16 protein-coding genes, 1 tRNA gene and 1 pseudogene are annotated in these 21,212 nt (G+C 65.2%); 4 read left to right on the forward strand and 14 right to left on the reverse strand.

Going from position 1 to position 21,212, the window contains the following annotated elements:
- Positions 1-253 precede the first annotated feature (253 nt).
- The 5 genes from LK459_RS01130 to rpmE form a co-directional block, all read right to left on the reverse strand.
- A complete protein-coding gene (locus tag LK459_RS01130) occupies positions 254-1,471 on the reverse strand; it encodes an MraY family glycosyltransferase (protein ID WP_007240734.1) in 1,218 nt (405 codons plus the stop codon).
- A complete protein-coding gene (locus LK459_RS01135) occupies positions 1,471-2,124 on the reverse strand; it encodes an L-threonylcarbamoyladenylate synthase (RefSeq protein WP_007240735.1) in 654 nt (217 codons plus the stop codon). The genes LK459_RS01130 and LK459_RS01135 overlap by 1 nt, the downstream gene beginning before the upstream one ends.
- A gap of 53 nt (positions 2,125-2,177) precedes the next feature.
- Positions 2,178-3,035: a peptide chain release factor N(5)-glutamine methyltransferase gene (prmC, locus tag LK459_RS01140; protein ID WP_227923510.1), complete on the reverse strand. Its 858-nt coding sequence runs from the start codon at positions 3,033-3,035 to the stop codon at positions 2,178-2,180.
- Between the two features lie 27 nt (positions 3,036-3,062).
- A complete protein-coding gene (gene prfA / locus LK459_RS01145) occupies positions 3,063-4,148 on the reverse strand; it encodes a peptide chain release factor 1 (RefSeq protein ID WP_227921273.1) in 1,086 nt (361 codons plus the stop codon).
- Positions 4,149-4,285: 137 nt separating this feature from the next.
- Entirely contained in the window at positions 4,286-4,513 is a 228-nt protein-coding gene (rpmE, locus tag LK459_RS01150; protein WP_227921274.1) for a 50S ribosomal protein L31, read from the reverse strand.
- A 598-nt stretch (positions 4,514-5,111) separates the two neighbouring features.
- Here rpmE and LK459_RS01155 point away from each other — a divergent pair.
- Positions 5,112-6,239, forward strand: a pseudogene (locus tag LK459_RS01155) (sulfite reductase subunit alpha); the annotation flags it as partial.
- A gap of 95 nt (positions 6,240-6,334) precedes the next feature.
- Here LK459_RS01155 and LK459_RS01160 read toward each other — a convergent pair.
- Positions 6,335-6,577 carry a hypothetical protein gene (locus tag LK459_RS01160; RefSeq protein WP_227921276.1) on the reverse strand — a complete coding sequence of 81 codons (243 nt, stop codon included), beginning with the start codon at positions 6,575-6,577 and terminating at the stop codon, positions 6,335-6,337.
- A gap of 25 nt (positions 6,578-6,602) precedes the next feature.
- Here LK459_RS01160 and LK459_RS01165 point away from each other — a divergent pair, with 25 nt between their 5' ends.
- Positions 6,603-7,133 (forward strand): CGNR zinc finger domain-containing protein, encoded by a 531-nt coding sequence (locus tag LK459_RS01165; RefSeq protein ID WP_227921278.1) that lies wholly within the window; start codon positions 6,603-6,605, stop codon positions 7,131-7,133.
- A gap of 104 nt (positions 7,134-7,237) precedes the next feature.
- Here the strand turns inward: LK459_RS01165 and rho are convergent, their stop codons facing one another.
- The 6 genes from rho to argS all read right to left on the reverse strand — a co-directional run bounded on the left by rho (position 7,238) and on the right by argS (position 16,058).
- Positions 7,238-9,259, reverse strand: coding sequence for a transcription termination factor Rho (rho, locus tag LK459_RS01170; protein ID WP_227921279.1), 2,022 nt, complete (start codon positions 9,257-9,259; stop codon positions 7,238-7,240).
- 381 nt (positions 9,260-9,640) lie between these two features.
- Positions 9,641-10,618, reverse strand: coding sequence for a homoserine kinase (thrB, locus tag LK459_RS01175; RefSeq protein WP_407648691.1), 978 nt, complete (start codon positions 10,616-10,618; stop codon positions 9,641-9,643).
- On the reverse strand, positions 10,599-11,693 hold the full coding sequence (thrC, locus tag LK459_RS01180; RefSeq protein WP_227921283.1) for a threonine synthase: 1,095 nt from the start codon (positions 11,691-11,693) through the stop codon (positions 10,599-10,601). The genes thrB and thrC overlap by 20 nt, the downstream gene beginning before the upstream one ends.
- Positions 11,686-12,990, reverse strand: coding sequence for a homoserine dehydrogenase (locus LK459_RS01185; RefSeq protein ID WP_227921284.1), 1,305 nt, complete (start codon positions 12,988-12,990; stop codon positions 11,686-11,688). The genes thrC and LK459_RS01185 overlap by 8 nt, the downstream gene beginning before the upstream one ends.
- Positions 12,991-14,409, reverse strand: coding sequence for a diaminopimelate decarboxylase (gene lysA / locus LK459_RS01190; protein ID WP_227921285.1), 1,419 nt, complete (start codon positions 14,407-14,409; stop codon positions 12,991-12,993). It lies immediately after the preceding gene.
- Positions 14,406-16,058 carry an arginine--tRNA ligase gene (gene argS / locus LK459_RS01195; protein WP_227921287.1) on the reverse strand — a complete coding sequence of 551 codons (1,653 nt, stop codon included), beginning with the start codon at positions 16,056-16,058 and terminating at the stop codon, positions 14,406-14,408. Before argS ends, lysA begins: the two co-directional genes overlap by 4 nt.
- A 68-nt stretch (positions 16,059-16,126) precedes the next feature.
- On the opposite strand from argS, the gene LK459_RS01200 reads away from it, so the two are divergent.
- Positions 16,127-16,501, forward strand: coding sequence for a cupin domain-containing protein (locus LK459_RS01200; RefSeq protein ID WP_227921288.1), 375 nt, complete (start codon positions 16,127-16,129; stop codon positions 16,499-16,501).
- Positions 16,502-16,576: 75 nt separating this feature from the next.
- Here the strand turns inward: LK459_RS01200 and LK459_RS01205 are convergent.
- Both LK459_RS01205 and LK459_RS01210 read right to left on the reverse strand, forming a co-directional pair.
- Positions 16,577-16,649, reverse strand: a tRNA-Arg gene (locus LK459_RS01205).
- Positions 16,650-16,711: 62 nt separating this feature from the next.
- On the reverse strand, positions 16,712-18,880 hold the full coding sequence (locus tag LK459_RS01210) for a DUF222 domain-containing protein (protein WP_227921290.1): 2,169 nt from the start codon (positions 18,878-18,880) through the stop codon (positions 16,712-16,714).
- Between the two features lie 268 nt (positions 18,881-19,148).
- Here LK459_RS01210 and LK459_RS01215 point away from each other — a divergent pair, with 268 nt between their 5' ends.
- Positions 19,149-21,209 (forward strand): HelD family protein, encoded by a 2,061-nt coding sequence (locus LK459_RS01215; protein ID WP_227921291.1) that lies wholly within the window; start codon positions 19,149-19,151, stop codon positions 21,207-21,209.
- The last annotated feature ends 3 nt before the right edge of the window (positions 21,210-21,212 follow it).

Genomic DNA, 21,212 nt, shown 5'->3' on the forward strand with positions numbered 1-21,212 from the left:
GTACGCTCTGCATTTGCAGTGACCTTATCAACACGGTTTTCCACGGTCACCGGGGGGTGTCCTCGCAGAATGTGTTGGCTTCTCGGGGTGGCAGCTCACAACGCTGACAGCGCAGGCGCATGCATCACCCTCAAGTACTACAGCTGATAGTACACGATTTTACTCTCCGGTTACCTATCCGCTTGGTCGGTCGCCTACCGTCCGGCCGGACCGTCGCCCACTACCCCGTCACACGTGCCGCACCCGGGTCGGCTCACCGCAGCGCGCGCGCTGTCCTCAAGCTCGCAATGCGTCGCTGCAGCCGGGGCGCCATGGTCGCCAGCATGGCGACGACGAGTCCTGCGGCGAACGCCGGGAGCACCACCCGCATCGGAAAGATCGTGCTCGCCGCGACCGAGAACGCGAGTATGCCGACCCACAGGTAGATGATCAGCGCGACCCGACGCTGGGAATGTCCGAGTTCGAGCAGGCGATGATGCAGGTGCAGCTTGTCCGGCGTGTAGAAGCCAACGCCCGCACGCGTGCGACGCACCACGGCCATCAGCATGTCGAGCATCGGGATGAAGACGACGGCCGCCACCAGGATCAAGGGCGACAACAGCGTGAAGACGTCGGCGGGCCCGTAGGCGTTCACCGCGATACGCCCGGAGGCACTGGTCGACGCCGCCGCCAGCATCAGTCCGATGAGCATGGCGCCGGAGTCGCCCATGAAGATCCGCGCGGGAGAGAAGTTGTGCGGGAGGAATCCGAGGCACGCGCCTGCCAGCACCACGGAGATCAGGGCGGGCGGGTAGTAGCTGACGTCGCCGCCCTGATCGCGGAGCAGCCCCAGCGAGAACATGCAGATGGCCGACGCCGAGATCAGTCCCAGTCCTGCGGCAAGTCCGTCCAGTCCGTCGATGAAATTGACGGCGTTGATGGTCGCGACTGTGATCACGACCGTCAGGAGCCCGGACTGGAAGGGGTCGAGCACGATCGTTCCGATGTTGCCGAACGGCACCGGCACCTGAAGCCAGCTCACCCCCATCACGACCATGACCCCTGCAGCGGTGAGCTGGCCGACGAACTTGGTCAGGGCATCGAGTCCCCACCGGTCGTCGATGATGCCGACGATGACGATCACCGCCCCCGCCGTGACCACTGCCCCCATGTCGTTGGTGTACGCGAAGCCCCTGTTGAGTGCCGGCAGGTTTGCTGCCAGCACGATCGCGGCCAGTACCCCGATGAACATGCCGACGCCACCGAGGCGCGGGGTCGGGATGGTGTGGACGTCGCGTACGCGGGGCACCGCGACCGCTCCGACACGGATCGCGACGACGCGGACGAGTGATGTCAGCAAGTAGGTGACCGCTGCTGCGGTGAGTCCGACGAGCAGCAACTCCCGCAGGGGCACACCGGCACCGCCAGAACCGGAATCAGCGGACAGCATGTCAGCGACGACCATGCCGGCACCGGTGACGGGCTCGAGCATCAGTCGACCAGGCTGGCCGGATCGACGTCGAGCACCTCGGCGACCTCGGCCGTTGTCACCGCCCCCTCCCGCAGGACGCGCGGCACGGGGCCGGTGATGTCGACGATGGTCGACGGCTCGCCCTTGGGAGCGCGGCCTCCGTCGAGGTAGACCGACACGGAGTCGCCCAACTGTTCGCGCGCGTCGTCGCACGTGATCGCTGGCGGCCTACCTGACACGTTGGCACTCGAAACAGCCATTGGTCCGACCTCACGCAAAACCTCGATGGCAACCGGATGCAGAGGCATCCGGAGCATCACCGTGCCGGACGTGTCGCCCAGATCCCAGGCCAGCGATGGCGCCTGCTCCACGACCAGGCTCACGCTTCCCGGCCAGAACGCCTCGACGAGGCTGCGCGCAGCCGCGGAGACAGAGAGGACGAGTCCGTCGATGGAGTGCCAGGAACCGACGAGTACCGGGACTGGCATATCCCGACCGCGGTGTTTGGCGGCGAGGAGATCGGTGACGGCCTCGGCGTCGAACGCGTTGCATCCGATGCCGTAGACCGTGTCCGTCGGCGTGACGATCAGGCGTCCCGCCTTGGCCGCCCCCACTGCAGCCTGGATACCAGCGGAGCGGGTCTCCTCGTCAGTGCAATCGAATACGGTACTCACCGGTTCATCCTTTCACGACACATGTCTGGCGCCGATCAGCGTCGTCGGTCCGATCAGCCTCGTCGGCGGGCTGTCACGAATCGGGGCCTGCCTGCGAGGTCGCGACGCGCCAGGACCTCCTCGAATGATCCGGTGGCAGTGAAGGCGTCCACCACCTGCGACGACGTCGAGTCGTCGTGCTCGACGCCGATCAAGCCGTCGGCCGCCAACAACCGTACGGCGACGTTGGCGAGAGGCGTGATCACGGCCATGCCATCACTGCCGGCGAACACCGCTTCGGCGGGATCGGCGTCGACCTCCGGTGACACCTCTGTGTCGGCTGGGACGTAGGGCGGGTTGGCCACGACGAGGTCGAGCGAGCCGTCGGGGATGTGTTCACGCAACCCGGCGTGGTCGGTGACATCGGCACCGAGCACGGCCACCCTGTCCCCCACCCCGAGATTCTCGACGTTACGGCGAAGCCAGAGCAGGGCCGCTGGTGACTTCTCGACAGCGACGACCCGAGCCGACGGCACCGACACCGCTATCGCGATGGCGAGCGCGCCGCTGCCACTGCAGAGGTCCGCGACCAGCGGATGGGTGACGCTCCGCAGACTCTCGACGGCCCACTCGAGCATCACCTCCGTCTCGGGCCTCGGCACGAAGACACCGGGACCGACGGCGACGTCGACAGGGCCGAACGCGGCCCGCCCGATGATGTGCTGCAGCGGAATCCGGCGAGCGCGCCGGGCCACGAGATCCCGGTACCGTGCCCGCGCCGTCGCATCCGGTTCGTCGACGAACGCCAACCGCCCACGGTCGACGTCGAGCACATGCGCGAACAACCACTCGGCATCGCTGCGTGCCGACTCGATTCCTGCGCGGGCGAGAACCCGCGTCGCTTCAGCGAGTTCCGACGTCGTCGACGTCATCTGATCATTGATCACTCGGCGCTGTCCTCACTCCGCCTCGAGGCGCGCCTGTCGGTCGGCGGCCACGAGCGCGTCGAGCAGTGCATCCATGTCGCCACTGAGCACGGCGTCGAGATTGTTCGCCTTGTACCCGATCCGGTGATCGGTGATGCGGTTCTCGGGGAAGTTGTAGGTGCGGATTCGCTCGGACCGATCGACCGTCCTGATCTGCGCGGCCCTGCCCTCGGCGGCCGCTGCCTCGGCCTCCTCCTCGGCGGCCGATTGCAGACGCGCCGCGAGCACCTGCATGGCACGCGCCTTGTTCTGCAGCTGTGAGCGTTCGTTCTGGCAGGTCACGACAATCCCGGTCGGGAGGTGGGTGATCCGCACGGCCGAGTCCGTGGTGTTCACGCCCTGACCGCCCTTGCCCGACGACCGGTAAACGTCGATCCGCAGGTCCGACTCGTCGATCTCGACCGCCTCGACCTCCTCGGGCTCCGGGTAGATCAGTACTCCCGCGGCAGACGTGTGGATCCGCCCCTGAGATTCGGTGACCGGCACACGCTGCACCCGATGCACGCCACCCTCAAACTTCAGGCGCGACCACACACCGTCACGCGACGGTTCGCGGCCCTTGATCGAGAGCGTTGCCTCCTTGTATCCACCGAGATCCGACTCGGTGACACCCAGGATCTGGGCTTTCCATCCGTGTCGCTCGCAGTACTTGAGGTACATACGCGCCAGATCGGAGGCGAACAGCGCCGACTCCTCGCCACCCGCGCCCGACTTGATCTCGAGCACGACGTCGTCGGAGTCATGCGGATCGCGAGGCGCGAGCAAGTCGGTCAACGTGGCATCGAGAACGGCGACGGACTCCTGCAGCGCAGGGACTTCCTCGGCAAAGGCTGCGTCGTCGGCCGCGAGCTCCTCGGCTGCGGCGAGATCATCACGCGCACTCTGCAATTTGGAATAGGTCGCCATGATCGGCGCGAGTTCGGCGAAACGCTTGCCCACGCGGCGTGCGTTGGCCGGGTCGTCGTGCAACGCGGGATCGGAGAGCTGCTGCTCGAGTCCGGCATGCTCGGCGAGGATGTCGTCTATCGCCGTACCGGCATTCTTCGTGCTCTCACCCACTACTGATCCTCCTCGTCAGACATCTGCGACACAGTCACGCGTTCGCGGCGCAAACACAGCGACACACAACACAGCGACACACAACACAAACGACGCCCGACCGGTTGAAGATAACCGGGCGGGCGTCGTCAGGTGTGCTACTTGGCGTCGGCCTTCTTGGTGCGCTTGCCGTAGCGCTTCTCGAAGCGCGCGACGCGGCCGCCGGTGTCGAGGATCTTCTGCTTGCCCGTGTAGAACGGGTGGCACTGCGAGCAGACTTCGACGTTGATCCGACCGTTCTCGGCGGTGCTGCGGGTCTCGAAGGTGTTGCCACAGCCGCAGACGACCGTGGTCGTGTGGTAATCGGGGTGAATTCCCTGCTTCATTCTGGTGTCCCTTTCTCGTGGTCGCCGGGTCACCGCCGCGATTCGGCGGTGTGAACCGGTACCGGACTCGACCGACCAGTATGCCATCGGGCCAGGCCCTGACGGAAATCGCGACTACGTGATGACGTCGCGGCGCTCCCGTCGTGGCCGTCGCACTCGACTCGACTGCCTGTCACACGCCTCAACACGTCCTCGCACACATTCATTCCGCCAGCGCCCAGCGGGCTACGTGCACCCCGCACGCTGGGACACTTGCACGACGCGATGCCATCACTCACCCGGTCGTTATCCCGATGAGGGCAACCTTAGTTTACTGTGCCTTACCTAAGTTACTTGAGTTATAGTCGTGCGCGGCGACGAGACGAGGCCCTCGATACGCACACAGGTCACCGGCAGCCGACAGATCACGCGCCGACCACCCTTGTGCCACACCTCGAGACGGGATGACATGCGATTTCCCTACATTCCCACCGGCTCATCGGACTCCTCCACGTCAGATCCTGCTACGGCGCAGTTCGTGGAGCATCCGTCGCTGATCGCCTACGCCACGCAGACCGGCAACGCGGACATGCTGCGATCGACGTCGTCGCGTCGACGAAAGTCTGTGTGGAACCGCAAGAGTCCCTACCCGGCCAGGGTGATCGCCAACACGGTCCTCTCCGGTGCGGGGTCGGCGAAAGAGGTCCGACACCTGGTGCTCTCGCTGGGTGACAGCGGGATGACCTACGAGCCGGGCGACGGGCTCGGCGTCGTGCCGCGCAACGATCCCGCGTTGGTCGACCGCATCATCGACCGGCTCGGGGTCTCCCCTGACACCCCGGTCGTCGACCGCAAGGAGCAGCGGACTCTCCGCGACGCTCTCACTGACCGCTATGAGATCGCGACGGCGTCGAAGTATCTATTCGACCACATCGCCGCACGCAGCGGCGATCCCGAACTCACCCATCTGGTGTCGACTGGTGACCGCGATGCCCTCGACGCCTGGCTGTGGGGCAAGGACGTTCTCGACCTCCTCGACGTCGACAGGTCACTCACCATCACGCCCGACGAACTGCTCGCAGAACTCCAACCGCTCGCGCACCGCGTGTACTCCATCTCGTCGAGTCCTCGTGCGCATGCGGGAACAGTGCACCTCACGATGGCGACCATCCGTTACCGAGCAGGCGGCGCACGGGAACGTGGTGGCGTGTGTTCGACCCACCTCGCCGACAGGATCGTCGACGGGCAGACGGTTGGCGTGTTCGTGACTCCCAACAGGTCGTTCCGGCTTCCCGCCGACGACGCGAAGGTGATCATGATCGGACCGGGCACCGGCGTCGCACCGTTTCGCGCGTTTCTGCACGAACGCGCCGAACGCGGTGCGTCGGGGCAGAATTGGCTCTTCTTCGGCGACCAGCACGAGACGTGCGATCACATCTACCGAGAGGAGATCGCCCGGTTCGTCAGCGACGGCGTCCTCAACCGCCTCGACCTGGCGTTCTCGCGCGATCAGGACCACAAGGTCTACGTCCAGGACCGGATGCGTGCTCACGGGGCCGACCTCTACCGCTGGCTCGAGGACGGCGCTCACGTCTACGTCTGCGGCGACGCCACTCGCATGGCCCACGATGTCGAGGAGGCGTTGCTCGACATCGTCACCGAACACGGCCACCACAGCATCGCCTCCGCGAAGGATGTGCTGGCGCAACTCAAGAAAGACAGACGCTACGTCCGCGACGTCTACTGACCCGCCCCACCATCAGCGGTTCCGACAATGCGCGCGAGCAGGTGTCGACCATCATCTTCCCTTTTCGGCAACGACGGAAACACCTCGCGCACAACCTATCTGACCGAGAACTCAGAGGGGCTCGCTTTCTGGCATCGGGTGGGACGACGAGGGCTGATCACGTCGACCTCTGCGCAGAACCGAACGGCTTCGTCGGGGGTGTCGGTGGACCCGATCGGATACTCGATGACGGAGAATGCGCCGCACGAACACCGTTGGTAGACAACCGCACCCGTGGACGTGAAGTGACGGGACTGGGTGGTCCACCGGTGTGCATGGTCGAAGTGTGTGAGTGCCATGTCCCCACTGTGATGTAATGGCATTGTGCATTTCAACCATTACGGGCAGGATGCGGTCCTGCTGGCCGTCGACCTGGCGAACGATCCGCCGCGGGATGCCGGTGAACTCGTTTCCCGATGCGACGCAGCAGGGTTCGTGTTCGACGCCGATGACGTCGGCATCCGCGATCTACACAAGACACTCAAATACCTCGAGCGGTGGCGGGCCGTTGCCCGTGCCGTCGACGAACAGGTCCGGGCAGATCTTCTCAACGATCTACTCCTCCACCACGCGGCAGCTCCCCGACTGACCGATCATGCGGGTACGGGCTGGCATCTGCACTTCCGCGACGACAACGTCGCGGGCTGGCAGCAGATCTGCGTGCTGATCTCCGCCGCGACGGCATTGCACCTCACGGGCCGCGGCATCGACCGCTTGGGGGAATGCGAACTCGCCGAATGCACTCGTGTGTACGCCGACGTCTCCCGAAATGGCAGGCAGCGCTACTGCTCGCCCACGTGCGCGAATCGGGCCGCCGTGCGCAGACACCGTGCCGCACGCCTGACAGCACGGTGAAAGAACGATCTCGGAGAATACGAGAGGGCCCGCGGACTCTCCAAGGTGAGAGTCCGCGGGCCCCTGCTCAGTTGCTGTGCTGTGTCAGCCGGTCTGCACCGTGATCAGTCGTCCTTCATGGCGCCTGGGGTGTTCGACTGGACCTGCAGCAAGAATTCGTAGTTGTTCTTGGTCTTCTTGAGCTGACTGATCAGCAGATCGATCGCCTGCTGCGAATCGAGTCCACTCAGGACGCGCCGCAGCTTGTGCATGATCCCGAACTCCTCGGCCGACATCAGCAGCTCGTCCTTGCGGGTGCTCGACTGGTTGACATCGACGGCCGGGAAGACACGACGATCAGCGATCTTGCGGTCGAGTTTGAGCTCGGCGTTACTCGTGCCCTTGAACTCCTCGAAGATGACCGTGTCACCGGTCGAACCGGTCTCGACCAGCGCGGACGCGATGATCGTGAGCGATCCGCCGTTCTCGATGTTGCGCGCGGCACCGAGGAAGCGCTTCGGCGGGTAGAGAGCTGTCGAATCCACACCACCGGACAGGATGCGCCCCGACGCGGGCGACGCATTGTTGTAGGCGCGGCCCAGTCGGGTGATCGAGTCGAGCAACACCACGACGTCCTTGCCCTGCTCCACGAGCCGCTTGGCGCGCTCGATCGCGAGTTCGGACACAGAGGTGTGGTCTGACGGCGGCCGATCGAAGGTCGAGGCGATGACCTCACCCTTGACCGAACGTTGCATGTCGGTGACCTCTTCAGGTCGCTCGTCGACGAGCACGACCATCAGGTGGCATTCGGGATTGTTGGTCGCGATCGCGTTGGCGATGTCCTGCAGGATCGTTGTCTTACCGGCCTTCGGCGGGGACACGATCAATGCGCGCTGCCCCTTGCCGATCGGCATGATGAGGTCGATGACACGGGTGTCGAGTTGCTCCTTGCCCGTCTCGAGGCGCAGCCGTTGATTCGGGTACAGCGGGGTGAGCTTGTTGAAATCGGGTCGCTTACGAGCGGCGTCGACATCCATTCCGTTGACCGAGTCGAGCCGCACCAGCGGATTGAACTTCTGCCGCTGGTTCTGCTGCTCACCCTCGCGCGGAACCTTCACCGCACCGGTGATCGCGTCGCCGCGGCGCAACCCGTTCTTGCGTACGAGGTTCATCGAGACGTACACGTCGTTCGGTCCGGCCAGATAGCCGGAGGTTCGCACGAACGCGTAGTTGTCGAGCACGTCGAGGATGCCGGCGACGGGCTGCAACACGTCGTCTTCGGAGATCTGCGGCTCTCCATTGCCCGAACCGTCGCGGTCACGCCCGCGGCGACGCTCACGGAAGCGTCGACCCCTGCGACCGCGACCGCCGCCCTCGCCGTCGTCGTCACGGTTGTCACGGGCGTTGTTGTCGCGGTTGCTGCTGGCGCCCTGGTTCTTACCGCTGTTCTGCTGGCCACCCTGGTTGGTGTCGCCACCCTGCTGACCTGCATTCGAACCACTGTTGTTGGAACCGCTGTTGTTCGAGCCGCCCGAGTTGGAGCCGCCCTGTCCGCCACTGCGGTTGCGATTCCGGTTGCGGTTGTTGGCGCTCTGGTTGCCGGAGCTGTCGTTGCCGGAATTGTTTCCGCCGGCTCGGTCGGTGCTCCCGCGGTCGCCGTCAGCACGATCGTTGCGAGAGCTCGACTCGCCCGCTGCCACCGAGGTGGTCGAGACGCCAGCGTCGGCGCCCGCGGAACCGACGCTATTCACGTCGTCCCTGCTGGTCGCGGGGCGCGGCTGGCCTTCGGTGGACGCCAACTTCGACGGCGCGGCGGTCTCCTCCGCGGAGATCGTCATCTGCTCGGGAGCCGAGCCGGTCTCTTTGGTGCGACGTGCACTTGCGCGCGTCGCGGCCTTGGGGGCCTCGGCTTTCGTGGCCGCGGCCTTGGGAGCGTCTGACGCGGGCGCACCTGCGCCCTGACGCTCCTTGATGGCGGCGATCAGGTCGCCTTTGCGCATTCCGGACGTGCCCTTGATGCCCAGCTCACCTGCGAGTGAACGGAGTTCGGTAAGCACCATGCCGGAGAGGCCTGCGCGCGCCTTGGTCTTGGTTGCGCCTTGGTCGTCGGCGACGCTCGGCGCGGTGATCAGGTCCGTATCAGTCACGGATGTCCTTTCGTTCCTCCGCAGTGAGATGCTGCATGAGGTCTTGATTTCGCCTGCTGAGGCGTCCGACGCGCGATATCGACTCGACGGGTCGGAATCCATCAGAGGAAACTGGCCGCCGTCCGCGGTGGACGGGCGGGCAAGATTGTGGTCCCGCTGCGGTGTGTCACTCCTGAACTGCTGTGCTCTCAAGGAAACTGCCGACTCGCGGATTACGCGATGCCCCAGATCGGTGACTGTTCATGTGCGCATCCGGGAGCCGACCGGATACTGATCAGAGATCGGTGAGAAGCACGGCGGAACGAGCCTGCGCGGCTAGACCAGTTTATGATAACCCCCCAGGCATGATACGGGCAACACGCCGTACCTGCACGAGAAGATTCAGCCGATTCGGACGCCGCCGGCGATCTCGAGCTGTTGAACACGAAAACCCTGTTCAGAGGCGAGTTCGCGGGTGCCCGCGTCCAGCGATCGGGTGTCGAGTACCAGGACACTCGGACCGGCACCCGACACCGTTGCTGCGTATCCCCTGGCGCGGAGTTCGGCGACAAGCCGCGACGTCTCCGGCATGGCCTCGGCTCGATATGGCTGGTGCAGGCGGTCGTCGGTGGCGGCGAACAGACACCGCGGGTCGGAGGTCAGCGCGACCACAGCCAGGGCTGCGCGGCTGACGTTGAAGATCGCGTCCGTGCGCGGTACCGCGTCCGGCAGCAGTCCACGAGTGTAGGACGTCGACGACTCGGTCGCCGGGACGAAAACCGTTGCCCGGATGTCGGGATGAACGCCGAGCCTGCGCGCACCGTACACGGGGTGCTCGCCCGGCTCGATCCACGTGACCACCGCCGAACCGAGGACACTGGCCGCCGCGTTGTCGGGGTGACCTTCGAAGGCGCTCGCCAGCTGTACCAGGTCGCCATCGGAAATCGGATCCCCCAGGCCTGCGGCGGAAACCAGACCCGAGGCCGCAGCGAGCCCGGACACCGCGGCCGAGGCCGACGATCCCAGTCCGCGGGAATGCGGGATGGCATTGACCGTCTTCAGGTGCAGGCCCGCGGCCGACACTCCCGCGTGGGCGAGTCCCGCGAGCAGCGCGCGGACGACGAGATGATTGGCGTCGCGCGGTACCTCGTCGGCAGACTCGCCGTCGACGTCGACGTCGATGCCCGCGGGAGTCGTGGTGGCAACCACCTCGTCGTAGAGTCCGAGCGCGATACCGAGGGAGTCGAACCCCGGACCGAGATTCGCGCTCGAGGCAGGCACACGAACTCGAGCCGAAAGCCCTTCGGGCAGTTGCCTGTAGACCGTATCCGGGCTGACCATTCGTGAGGCCGTCCCGGGTTCAGGCGACGCCGAGCGCATCGGCAACCGCCACGGGATCGACGGGGATGGCCTCGACCTCCGGCATTCCCAACAGCGCGGTGTCAGGGTCTTTGAGTCCGTTACCGGTCACCGTGCAGACGACAGTCTGACCCGGTGTGATCCAACCGTCTGCGTGGGCTGCGAGCAGGCCCGCGACGCTCGCCGCCGATGCGGGCTCGACGAAGACGCCTTCCTTGCCCGCCACGAGTCGGTATGCCTCGAGCAGTTTCTCGTCGGTGGCCGCGCGGAACTGTCCGCCCGACTCCTCCTTGGCTGCGACGGCCTGGTTCCAACTCGCGGGCGATCCGATGCGGATCGCGGTCGCGATCGTCTCGGGATCCTTCACGGGTGCGCCGTTGACGAGCGGAGCCGCACCAGCAGCCTGGACACCGAGCATGCGTGGCAGATCACTGATGCCATCGGCGTTGTACTCGCGGTAGCCCTTCCAGTAGGCGGTGATGTTGCCCGCGTTACCGACCGGCAGCACATGGACGTCGGGGGCGCGACCGAGAACGTCGACGATCTCGAATGCCGCGGTCTTCTGGCCTTCGATGCGAGCCGGGTTGACCGAGTTGACCAGTTCGATCTCGGTGAATTCCGCAGTCGCCTTGCGCGCGAGTTCGAGACAGTCGTCGAAGTTGCCCTGGACCTGGATGATCTTGGCGCCGCTCATCACAGCCTGGGCGAGTTTGCCCATCGCGATCTTGCCCTCGGGAATGAGAACAGCACACGTGATCCCGGCCCGGGTGGCGTAGGCGGCCGCCGATGCCGACGTGTTTCCGGTCGACGCACACAGCACGGCGGTCTTGCCGTTGTTCACCGCATTGCTCACGGCCATGGTCATGCCACGATCCTTGAACGAGCCGGTGGGATTGAGCCCCTCCACCTTGAGGTACACCTCGCAGCCGGTCAGCTCCGACAGATGACGTGCCGGAACCAGCGGGGTGGCGCCCTCGAGCAGAGTCACCACTGTCCAGTCGTCACCGACAGGTAGTCGCGACCGATAGGCTTCGATCAGCCCCGGCCAGCCTGCGTGCACAGGGGCATGCGCGGGTGCATTGGTGGCGTCAGTCATCGGTTCCTTCCAATCGAAGAACGCTCGACACCGTTGTCACGGAGTCCATGTCCTCAAGTGCTGCAACGCATTCCGACTGTGCCCGATCGGGTGCGCGGTGTGTCACGACGATGAGCCGGGCGTCGTCGCCCGCGCCTTCCTGGCGCACGGCGGCGATGCTCACGGAGCGCTTCGAGAATTCGTTGGCGACCTGTGAGAGTACACCCGGCTTGTCGGCGACCCGCATCGAGACGTAGTAGCGCGTGGGGACCTCGTCGATGGACGCAATGGGTAGCGAGGCGTAGGTCGACTCGAGGGGGCCGCGTCCGCCGTGCACCTTGTTACGCGCCGCCATCACCATGTCGCCGAGTACGGCCGACGCCGTCGGCGCCCCGCCTGCGCCCTGTCCGTAGAACATGAGCCTGCCCGCGTTCTCTGCCTCCACCACGACCGCGTTGAACGCACCGTTGACCGTTGCCAGGGGATGCGAGAGCGGGATCAGTGCCGGATACACCCGTGCGGAGACCCGCTGCGAACCGTCGTCACCACGCACGCGCTCGCAGATCGAGAGCAGTTTCACCGTGCAGTCGAACTTCCGGGCGGCCACGAGATCGTCAGGCGTCACGTGCGTGATGCCCTCGCGGTAGACGTCTGCGGCGGTCACGCGGGTGTGGAAGGCGATCGACGCGAGAATCGCGGCCTTGGCTGCCGCGTCGTAGCCCTCGACGTCGGCGGTCGGATCGGCCTCCGCGTATCCGAGACGTCCTGCCTCCGCCAGGGTTTCGTCATAGCCGGCGCCCGTCTCGGCCATGGCCGAGAGGATGAAGTTCGTCGTGCCGTTGACGATTCCAGCCACCCGCTCGACGGTGTCACCGGCGAGCGACTGCATCAGCGGACGCACCACGGGGATCGCACCGGCGACAGCGGCCTCGAAGTAGAGATCGACCTTCGCCTCGGCCGCAGCCGTAGCCAGTTCACCGGTGTACTCGGCGAGCAACGCCTTGTTCGCGGTCACCACCGACTTGCCCGATTGCAGTGCGGTACGGATCAATTCACGCGCGGGATCGATTCCACCCATGAGTTCGACGACGATGTCGACGTCGTCGCGTGCGACCAGACCTGCCGGGTCGTCGGTGACCAACTCCTGCGCGATCTTGCGCGGACGGCTCAGATCGCGCACGGCCACGCCCCGCAGTTCGACCGGGGCGCCCACACGCGCGCGCAGATCCGCGGCGTTCTCCTCGATGATCCGGACCACCTCGGCGCCGACGTTGCCCATACCGAGCACCGCGATGCCGATCGTCTTGTTCTCGCTCATTCAGCTCACCTCCAGCCGCAAATAGTCGTCGAGCGTCTCGCGACGAAGGATCACCCTCGCCGCACCGTCGGCCACCGCAACAACGGCGGGCCTCATCACCATGTTGTACCGGCTCGACATCGAATAGCAGTAGGCACCCGTCGCCGCGACGGCGATCAGGTCGCCGGGCTCGAGGTCGCCGGGTAACCAGCAGTCGCGGATGACGATGTCGCCGCTCTCGCAGTGCTTTCCGACGACGCGGCTGACCACAGGCTCGGTGTCGGACACCCGAGACACCAACCGGACGTCGTATTCGGCCTGATAGAGCACTGTGCGGATGTTGTCGCTCATGCCGCCGTCGACAGAGACGTAGCGTCGCACCGATCCGCCACCGAGTTCGATGTCCTTGATCGTTCCGACCCGGTAGAGCGTGATAGTGCCCGGGCCTGCGATCGCACGGCCCGGTTCGACTGCGATCGTCGGCATCGGCAGTCCGAGGGCCTCCGACTCGCGACGGACGATGCCCGCCAGGGTTTCTGCGACGTCGGAGACGGGCAGCGGATCATCGTCAGGCAGGTACGAGATACCCAGTCCCCCACCGAGATCCACAATCGACATCTGTGATGTCTTGTCGACACCGAACTCCGCGACAACGTCGCGCAGAAGTCCGAGCACGCGATGAGCTGCGAGTTCGAAGCCATCCATGTCGAAGATCTGCGAGCCGATGTGGCTGTGCAGCCCCACGAGACGCAGGTTGTCGGTGGCGAACACCCGACGCACCGCCTCCATGGCGACGTCACCCGACAGCGCGAAACCGAACTTCTGGTCCTCGTGTGCCGTGGCGATGAATTCGTGGGTGTGCGCTTCCACGCCCACGGTCACTCGGATCAGAACGTCGGCGACCACGCCACGTTCGCCGGCGAGGCTGTCGAGACGTTCGATCTCCATCATCGAATCCAGCACGATGTGACCGACACCGGCGTCGAGGGCCGCAGCCAGCTCGTCGATGCTCTTGTTGTTGCCGTGCAACGCGATTCGTTCGGCCGGGAAACCGGCGTGCAGCGCGATCGCGAGCTCGCCGCCGGAGCAGACGTCGAGTGAGAGGCCCTCCTGCTCAACCCAGCGCGCGACTTCACTGCACAGGAACGCCTTCGACGCGTAGTGCACCCGGCCGTACGGGCCGAAGGCGGCCATCATGTCTCGGCAGCGAGAGCGGAAATCGTCCTCGTCAAGCACGAACAGCGGGGTTCCGAATGTCTCGGCCAGTTCGCCCACGCCGACGCCCGCGATGGTCAGCTCACCGGATTCGTCACGAACAGCATTGCGTGGGAATACGTTTGCCGGAATCCTGGCCACCGCGGCGGGGTCACGCGGCTGCTGCGCAAGGTGGGGTGCCGCCTGGATCTCCGCGTGGCGAGGTCCGGCGGGGTGCGCGTTCACATCCGCTCCGGGGCGCTGACGCCGATGAGATCGAGTCCGTTACGCAGCACCTGACGGGTCGCAGCGCAGAGCGCGAGCCGTGCACCATGGATGTCGCCGGGCTCCTCGTCGCCCTGCGGCAGCACCCGATTGTGTGCGTAGAAGCGGTGGTAGGCACCGGCGAGGGACTCCAGATATCGCGAGATGCGATGCGGTTCACGCAGTTGCGCGGCCGTCGCCACGACTTCGTCGAAGTCGCCGATCGTGCGGATCAGATCACCTTCGGTGTCCGAGTCGAGGAGGTCGACGTGCTCGAGGCGCGGCTTCAGACCCAGTTCGTCGGCGTTGCGCGCGATGGCCGACAACCGGGCGTGCGCGTACTGCACGTAGTACACCGGATTGTCGTTGGACTGCTTGGCCAGCAGATCGAGATCGATGTCGATGTTGACGTCGATCGACGAACGGATCAGCGCGTAGCGCGCTGCGTCGACCCCGACGGCGTCGACGAGGTCGTCGAGTGTGATCACGGTGCCCGCCCGCTTGCTCATCCGTACCGGTTTGCCGTCACGGACGAGGTTGACCATCTGTCCGATGAGGACCTCGACGGTGTCAGGGTCGTCGCCCAGCGCAGCGGCGGCTGCCTTGAGGCGCTTGATGTAGCCGTGGTGGTCGGCACCGAGCATGTACATGCACAGGTTGAAGCCGCGATTGCGCTTGTCCCGGTAGTACGCGATGTCGCCTGCGATGTAGGCGGCTTCGCCGTCACTCTTGATGACCACGCGGTCTTTGTCGTCGCCGAAGCTCGTTGTCCGCAGCCACCATGCACCGTCGGATTCGTAGAGGTTGCCGTTCGCACGGAGTTCGGCGATGCACTCCTCCACCAAGCCGGAGGTGAACATGGAGTTCTCGTGGGTGAAGACGTCGAAGTCGGTGCCGAACTCGTGAAGGCTGGATTTGATGTGGTCGAACATCAACTCGACGCCGACCGACCGGAACGTCTCACGACGTTGCTCCTGTGGCTGCGAGAGAACGCCGGGGACAGCCTCGACCACCTTGTTCGCGATCTCGACGATGTACTCACCCGCGTACCCGTCCTCGGGCGTCGGCTCGCCGAGCGCGGACGCCTCCAGTGAGCGTGCGAACTTGTCGATCTGCGAACCGTGGTCGTTGAAGTAGTACTCGCGGGTGACCTTCGCGCCGCGCGCTGCCAATACCCGGCCGAGCGCGTCCCCGACGGCTGCCCAGCGGGTACCGCCGAGGTGGATCGGCCCGGTCGGGTTCGCCGAGACGAACTCGAGATTGATGGTCTTGTCGCTGAACTCGTCACCCTTGCCGTACTCGGCGGTCTGGGTGAGGACGGTCTCGATGACGCTGTTCTGAGCGGCCGCCGCCAGCCAGATGTTGACGAACCCCGGGCCCGCGACCTCGGCTTTCTCGATTCCGTCCGCAGCGGAGAACGCCTCGGCGAGCCAACCAGCGAGTTCGCGCGGGTTGACGCCGAGCTTCTTGCCGAGCTGAAGTGCGACGTTGGTCGAGTAATCGCCGTGATCAGCGTGGCGAGGACGCTCGACGACCACGGATTCGGGCACCAGAGACGCGTCGAGTCCGCGATCGGACACGACGGTCCGGGTCACGGTACTCAACAATGCGGCGAGATCGGCGGGAGTCACAGGTCACCATCCTATTGGCCCCACTTCGGCGAGCCACAACTGCCTGGTGAATCGTAGAGTTCTGAACCGTGATCCCTGCGATACGACTCTGGAATGACACCGACGGCCGATCTCACGTCGAGCACGGCTCGGTGTCTCTCGACGCGCACACGATGCGGTCAGCCGAGACTGCAACAACCACCGCCGCATTCCAGGAGACCGCCGAGGGCGGATCGTTTGCCTGGCACACCGCGCCGCGGCGTCAGTACGTGATCACCCTCGCCGGCGTGCTGGACTTCGTCACTCGCGACGGCGAGACATTCCGCTTGGAGCCCGGGATGGTGCTGGTCGCCGAGGACACCGACGGAACCGGTCACCGGTGGGAGTTACTCGGCGACGATCCGTGGCGACGGCTGTACGTCGGGCTCGCCGACGACGCGAAGTCGGGGTTCCAGGCCCAGTGATGGGTTCTACGGCGTGCGACGGACCCAGCGCGCGATCGCCTGGTTGCTATTGCTGGACCCCGAGATAAAGAACGGTGCCCCCGGCAGGATTCGAACCTGCGGCCTTCTGCTCCGGAGGCAGACGCTCTATCCCCTGAGCTACGGGGGCTCAACGGGCGACAGCAAGCCTAACCCACAGCGCGAACGGATCCCAACCCGGCACGCGTGTGCTCAGAACGGTGGTGGTCCGCCTGTATCGACGAGGGGCTGGTCAGTGTCGTGGGTGAGTCGGCGTTGGCGGTTGCGGTGTCGCTCGGCGCGGCGTCGGGCGTGTTTGTTGGCCGCGCGTGTTCGGTGGCGCGGTGTTGCCTGCGGTGATGGGGTTGCTGGTGGTCGGGGTGGTGGATCACCAGTCGTGGGTGGGGTGAAGCGGAGTCGGCGTAGTCCGGGGAAGGTGTCCTCGAACGTTTCGGCGTCGCCGGGGATGACGAATCCTTCCGGGGTGATGTATTCGGTAACCAGCCGTCCGGTCGCGGGATCGCGGTACTGGTCATCGACCCAGTTGCCGAAGGTCTTGGTGATGTGTCCGTATCGGCATTTGGTGTTGAGGTTCTCGTAGCTGGTGTGCCCACCGGCCTCGGGGTTGTGGTGGTCGTATTCGGTGACGTGGTCGTTGTCGGCGGTCCATGCCGAATGGGCGCAGCCGGGGTCGACGCAGTAGCCGTCGCGACAGCGCACCGCCTCATCCAAGGCGGTCGATGGGCGGTAGGGGTCGGTACCGTGTGCGGGCAGGGTGTAGGTGCCGTCGGCGTTCTCGGGAGTGTTTGTCGGTACCACCCGGCGGGTCACCGTGTCCGGGCGAGCGGCGATATCACGCACGTGTTCGGCGGAGATGATGCCGTAGCCGTCCATGAACCCGACCGACACCGACTCGGATGACTGGCCGGTCCGGTGACCGTCTTTGCGCGCATAACGCAACCCGGGCCGTCGGCCACCGGCAGCATCGCCGGACGCGTCACCGTCGGACACACCATCGTCGTCGCTGCCGTGAGCGACGCCACCAGACGACGAATCCGTCTCGCCGTCAACGGCATCCGCTGCTCTACCACCGGTTTCCCCAGCGCCGTCGACGCGATCTGCGGTGCCCTCGGCGAAATCGGCGGTGCTATCGGCGCGATTCCCGATGCCGTCAGCGGAAGCGGCGGTGCTGTCGACGAGATCTGCGGTGCCGTCAGCGGAATCGCCGGTGCCGTCGGCGAACTCAGCGGTGCCCTTGACGCGATTCCCGGTGCCGTCAGCGAAATCAGCGGTGCCCTCGACGCGATTCCCGGTGCCGTCAGCGCAACTCTTGGTGCCGTCGGCGGAATCGCCGGTGCTGTCGGCGGAATCGGCGGGTTCGTCAGCGGAACTCTTGGTGCCGTCGGCGGTTTCGGGTGGGGTGAGGGCGCCTTCGTTGCACACGACGTGGATGACGAACCGCGGATCGGCAGGCGGTACGGTGCCCGGCGCGGGGATCTGGGCGGTGCAGTCGATGCTGCCGCAGGCGCATTCGAATCGGGAACCGCTCAAGAGAGCGAACATCGCATCCGAGGCGCGTTGCTGACGAGTCCGACCATCACCGCCGCATACCGCGTCGGCCAAACGCCGTACCGCCGCGACCGCTACCCGCACGTTCTCCGCCGACATCACGGCGGTGATCTCCCCGACCCCGTCACCACAGTTGTCGGTGAACACACCCCGCTTGTCCAGAGCACGTTCACGACGTTCACGCACCGCATCCGGATCCTGGCGGAACACGATCCGATCCACCATGTCCCGCAGGCGAGGTCGTTTCCACGACCCCCGCCGGGTACGTAGCGTGGTCGCGATCTGTTCGTCGACAGCGGCCACCACCTCGGGCGGGGTGCCCGGCCCACGCACCAGATCGGTACGTGAGATCACCAGTCGCGCTTGCTCGACCGACACGATCCCCTCCCGCAGACAGCCGAACACCTTCGGCAGATCATCCCGCAGCACGATCGCCTCGTCGATCATGCGTTCCGCCTGCGGACGTGATACTGCGAAGACTCCTGAGATGCGTGCCGCAGCATCCGCGAAGCCGTCGACGATCAGCCCGTCAGATGCAGCACGCTCGACGACCAGCCGGTCATAGAGCACACCGATCGACTGATACCGCGCCCACGCCACAAACGCCTCACCGCACCGCAATCGGGTCAAACCCTCCAGGACGGCAACCGTGTCCGAACCCTCGGGAGCGGCGGGATCGACACCACCCAACAACCCGAGCGGCAGGTCCGTCGCCCAATCCGACTGAACAGCATCGGGCGTCGAATCGAATCGTCTTGAATCATTACCTCCCGCAGCCGAATCGGCCCCTCGGCCAACTGACTCGATCGACATCCCACACCCCCTTACCCTCGCCGGATCGAACGTTTGTACCCATACTACGGGCGGGCACCGACAAGAATGTCCGCCCCAGATGCACAGAGCACATCTGTGGATAAACCTCTGTGAGGCCAAAGTTTTCAGCGAAAGTCAACGTTGCAATATCGGAGTTCTACCTCCACAGTGGACGCCACATCACCGACCAAAGAGAGCAGCCCCACTGGTGAATACAGATCAGACAAGAGCACTGCAGGTCGCAAATGAACAGCTGGCGATTGATGAAATGTACGACCGTCTTGACGCCGAGCAGAACGAGATCCTCGCCGCCCGAGCACGCACCCTGACATCTGGGGCGGACGAGCCCGAGATGCGCGTAGCCAGAGATGCCGAGCTCCACCGAATCGACGCCGGGTTACAACGACGTCGACGCGCAGAGCGATCATTGTGCTTCGGACGTATCGACATGACCGATGACGGTGCGTATCTGCATGTCGGGCGGGTAGGCCTGCAGTCGGCGGAAGGCAGCACACTGCTCGTCGACTGGCGCGCCGAGGCCGCTCGACCCTTCTACGGAGCGACGACGAGATCACCACTGGGAGTGCGACGCCGACGCCATCTACGCCTCGACGGTCGTACGGTCGTCGATGTCACCGATGAGATAATGGATGGCACCACCCAGACCGAGAACGATGTCGTCGGCGATGCACCACTCACCGCAGCGCTGACCGGTGCGCGATCGGGTCGCATGCACGAAGCAGCAGCCACCCTGCAGGCAGAACAGGATCAGATCGTCAGGTCGCAGCATCGCGGAATCGTCGTCGTCGACGGCGGTCCCGGGACAGGAAAGACGATCGTCGCACTCCACCGCGCCGCTTACGTGCTGTACGCAGTTCCGTCGATCGCCGACCGCGGCGTGCTGATCTTCGGTCCCAACGCTCGGTTCTTGTCCTACATCTCGGACGTGCTGCCCTCTCTGGGAGAGAACGACGTCGCCATGGCCACGGCAGCCGATCTCGTCGACGTCCAACCCGATCGTCTCGAATCCGACGACATCGCACGCGCCAAGGGGCGCGCATCATGTGCCGCGACACTCGACGAGATCGTCCGGGCACTGCAGCCGCACGGGAGCTCGTTGCGGTTGCACACCGGGCACGGCACCATCGTCGTCGAGGCAGATCGCGTCGACGATGCTCGACGCCGGGCTCTCCAAGGAGGGGGCGGACACAACCCCGCGAGAGAAGCCTTCATCGAGTACATCGTCGACGACGTCGTCACCGAACTGGAACGACAGACTGTGCAGGAGATCTCCGACTTCGAAGCCGAGATCAAGGAAGCGTTCGGCATCGATCTCGATCGCATGTTCGCCAGCGAGTACCGCGACTCACCCGATGCCGCAGAGTCTTCGGGATTGGATGAGATCGACTGGGACCGAATTCGCGACGACCTCCTCGAGGATGAAGTTATCCGCGCGAGCGTCGATCGCGTCTGGCCCCGTCTTCAGCCGAACGAGGTTCTCCAGACCGCCCTCCGAGACGACGTTGCCCTACGCCGACTACTTCCCGAACTGTCAGACGAAGCCATCCACTCGGCCATGTCTGAATCCCAATCAGGTTTGACTGTCGCCGATCTCGCGCTACTCGACGAGCTCCACACGCTTCTCGACGGCCCACCGGACACCGTCTACGGGCATATCGTCGTGGACGAGGCACAGCAGCTGTCCGAAATGCAGTGGCGCATGCTGATGCGCCGCTGTCCCAACCGGTCGATGACCGTAGTCGGAGATCTCGCCCAGGCGGGACCGGCCACCACGATCACAGCGTGGGCTGACGCTCTCGACCCGTTCGTCGCCGACCGTTTCGTCCATCACACCCTGACCATCAACTACCGCACAACCGCCGAGATTCTCGACGCCACCGCCCCGTTACTGAGTCGGATCGCGCCCAGCCAACGGCTTTCGCGCTCGCTCCGCCATGGAGACCAGCCGATCGTCGTCACAGCTTCCGATCACACCGTCGATGCCACCATCGGCACGCTCATCGCCGAGCTACGACGCGACCATCCCGGCGAACTGATCGGCATCATCGCCGCGTCAGGGCGGGCCGCAGTGCTGGGCGCTGACGGCCGTGAGACCCACCTGCAAGACGCGAACGCCAGGCAGTCGAGTCGTGTCGGTCCCGACGTGCTCGTCATTCCCGCAGCAGAAGCCAGGGGCTTGGAGTTCGACACTGTCATCGTCGTGGCACCCGACGAGATCGAGTCCGCCGGCGCGGCTGGGTTGAGAGATCTGTACGTGGCACAGACGCGAGCCACGAAGCGACTGATCACGATCATCCGCACCGAGTGACGA

Source organism: Gordonia otitidis, from assembly GCF_020735545.1.
GTDB lineage: Bacteria > Actinomycetota > Actinomycetes > Mycobacteriales > Mycobacteriaceae > Gordonia > Gordonia otitidis.

Coding starts and splice junctions, on each gene's coding strand:
- LK459_RS01130 (WP_007240734.1), bottom strand. CDS start 1,471: ATGCTCGAGCCCGTCACCGGTGCCGGCATGGTCGTCGCTGACATGCTG.
- prmC (WP_227923510.1), bottom strand. CDS start 3,035: ATGACGTCGACGACGTCGGAACTCGCTGAAGCGACGCGGGTTCTCGCC.
- rpmE (WP_227921274.1), bottom strand. CDS start 4,513: ATGAAGCAGGGAATTCACCCCGATTACCACACGACCACGGTCGTCTGC.
- LK459_RS01160 (WP_227921276.1), bottom strand. CDS start 6,577: ATGGCACTCACACACTTCGACCATGCACACCGGTGGACCACCCAGTCC.
- thrB (WP_407648691.1), bottom strand. CDS start 10,618: ATGCGCTCGGCGTCGCCTGAACCCGGGACGGCCTCACGAATGGTCAGC.
- thrC (WP_227921283.1), bottom strand. CDS start 11,693: ATGACTGACGCCACCAATGCACCCGCGCATGCCCCTGTGCACGCAGGC.
- LK459_RS01185 (WP_227921284.1), bottom strand. CDS start 12,990: ATGAGCGAGAACAAGACGATCGGCATCGCGGTGCTCGGTATGGGCAAC.
- LK459_RS01210 (WP_227921290.1), bottom strand. CDS start 18,880: ATGTCGATCGAGTCAGTTGGCCGAGGGGCCGATTCGGCTGCGGGAGGT.
- LK459_RS01215 (WP_227921291.1), top strand. CDS start 19,149: ATGTACGACCGTCTTGACGCCGAGCAGAACGAGATCCTCGCCGCCCGA.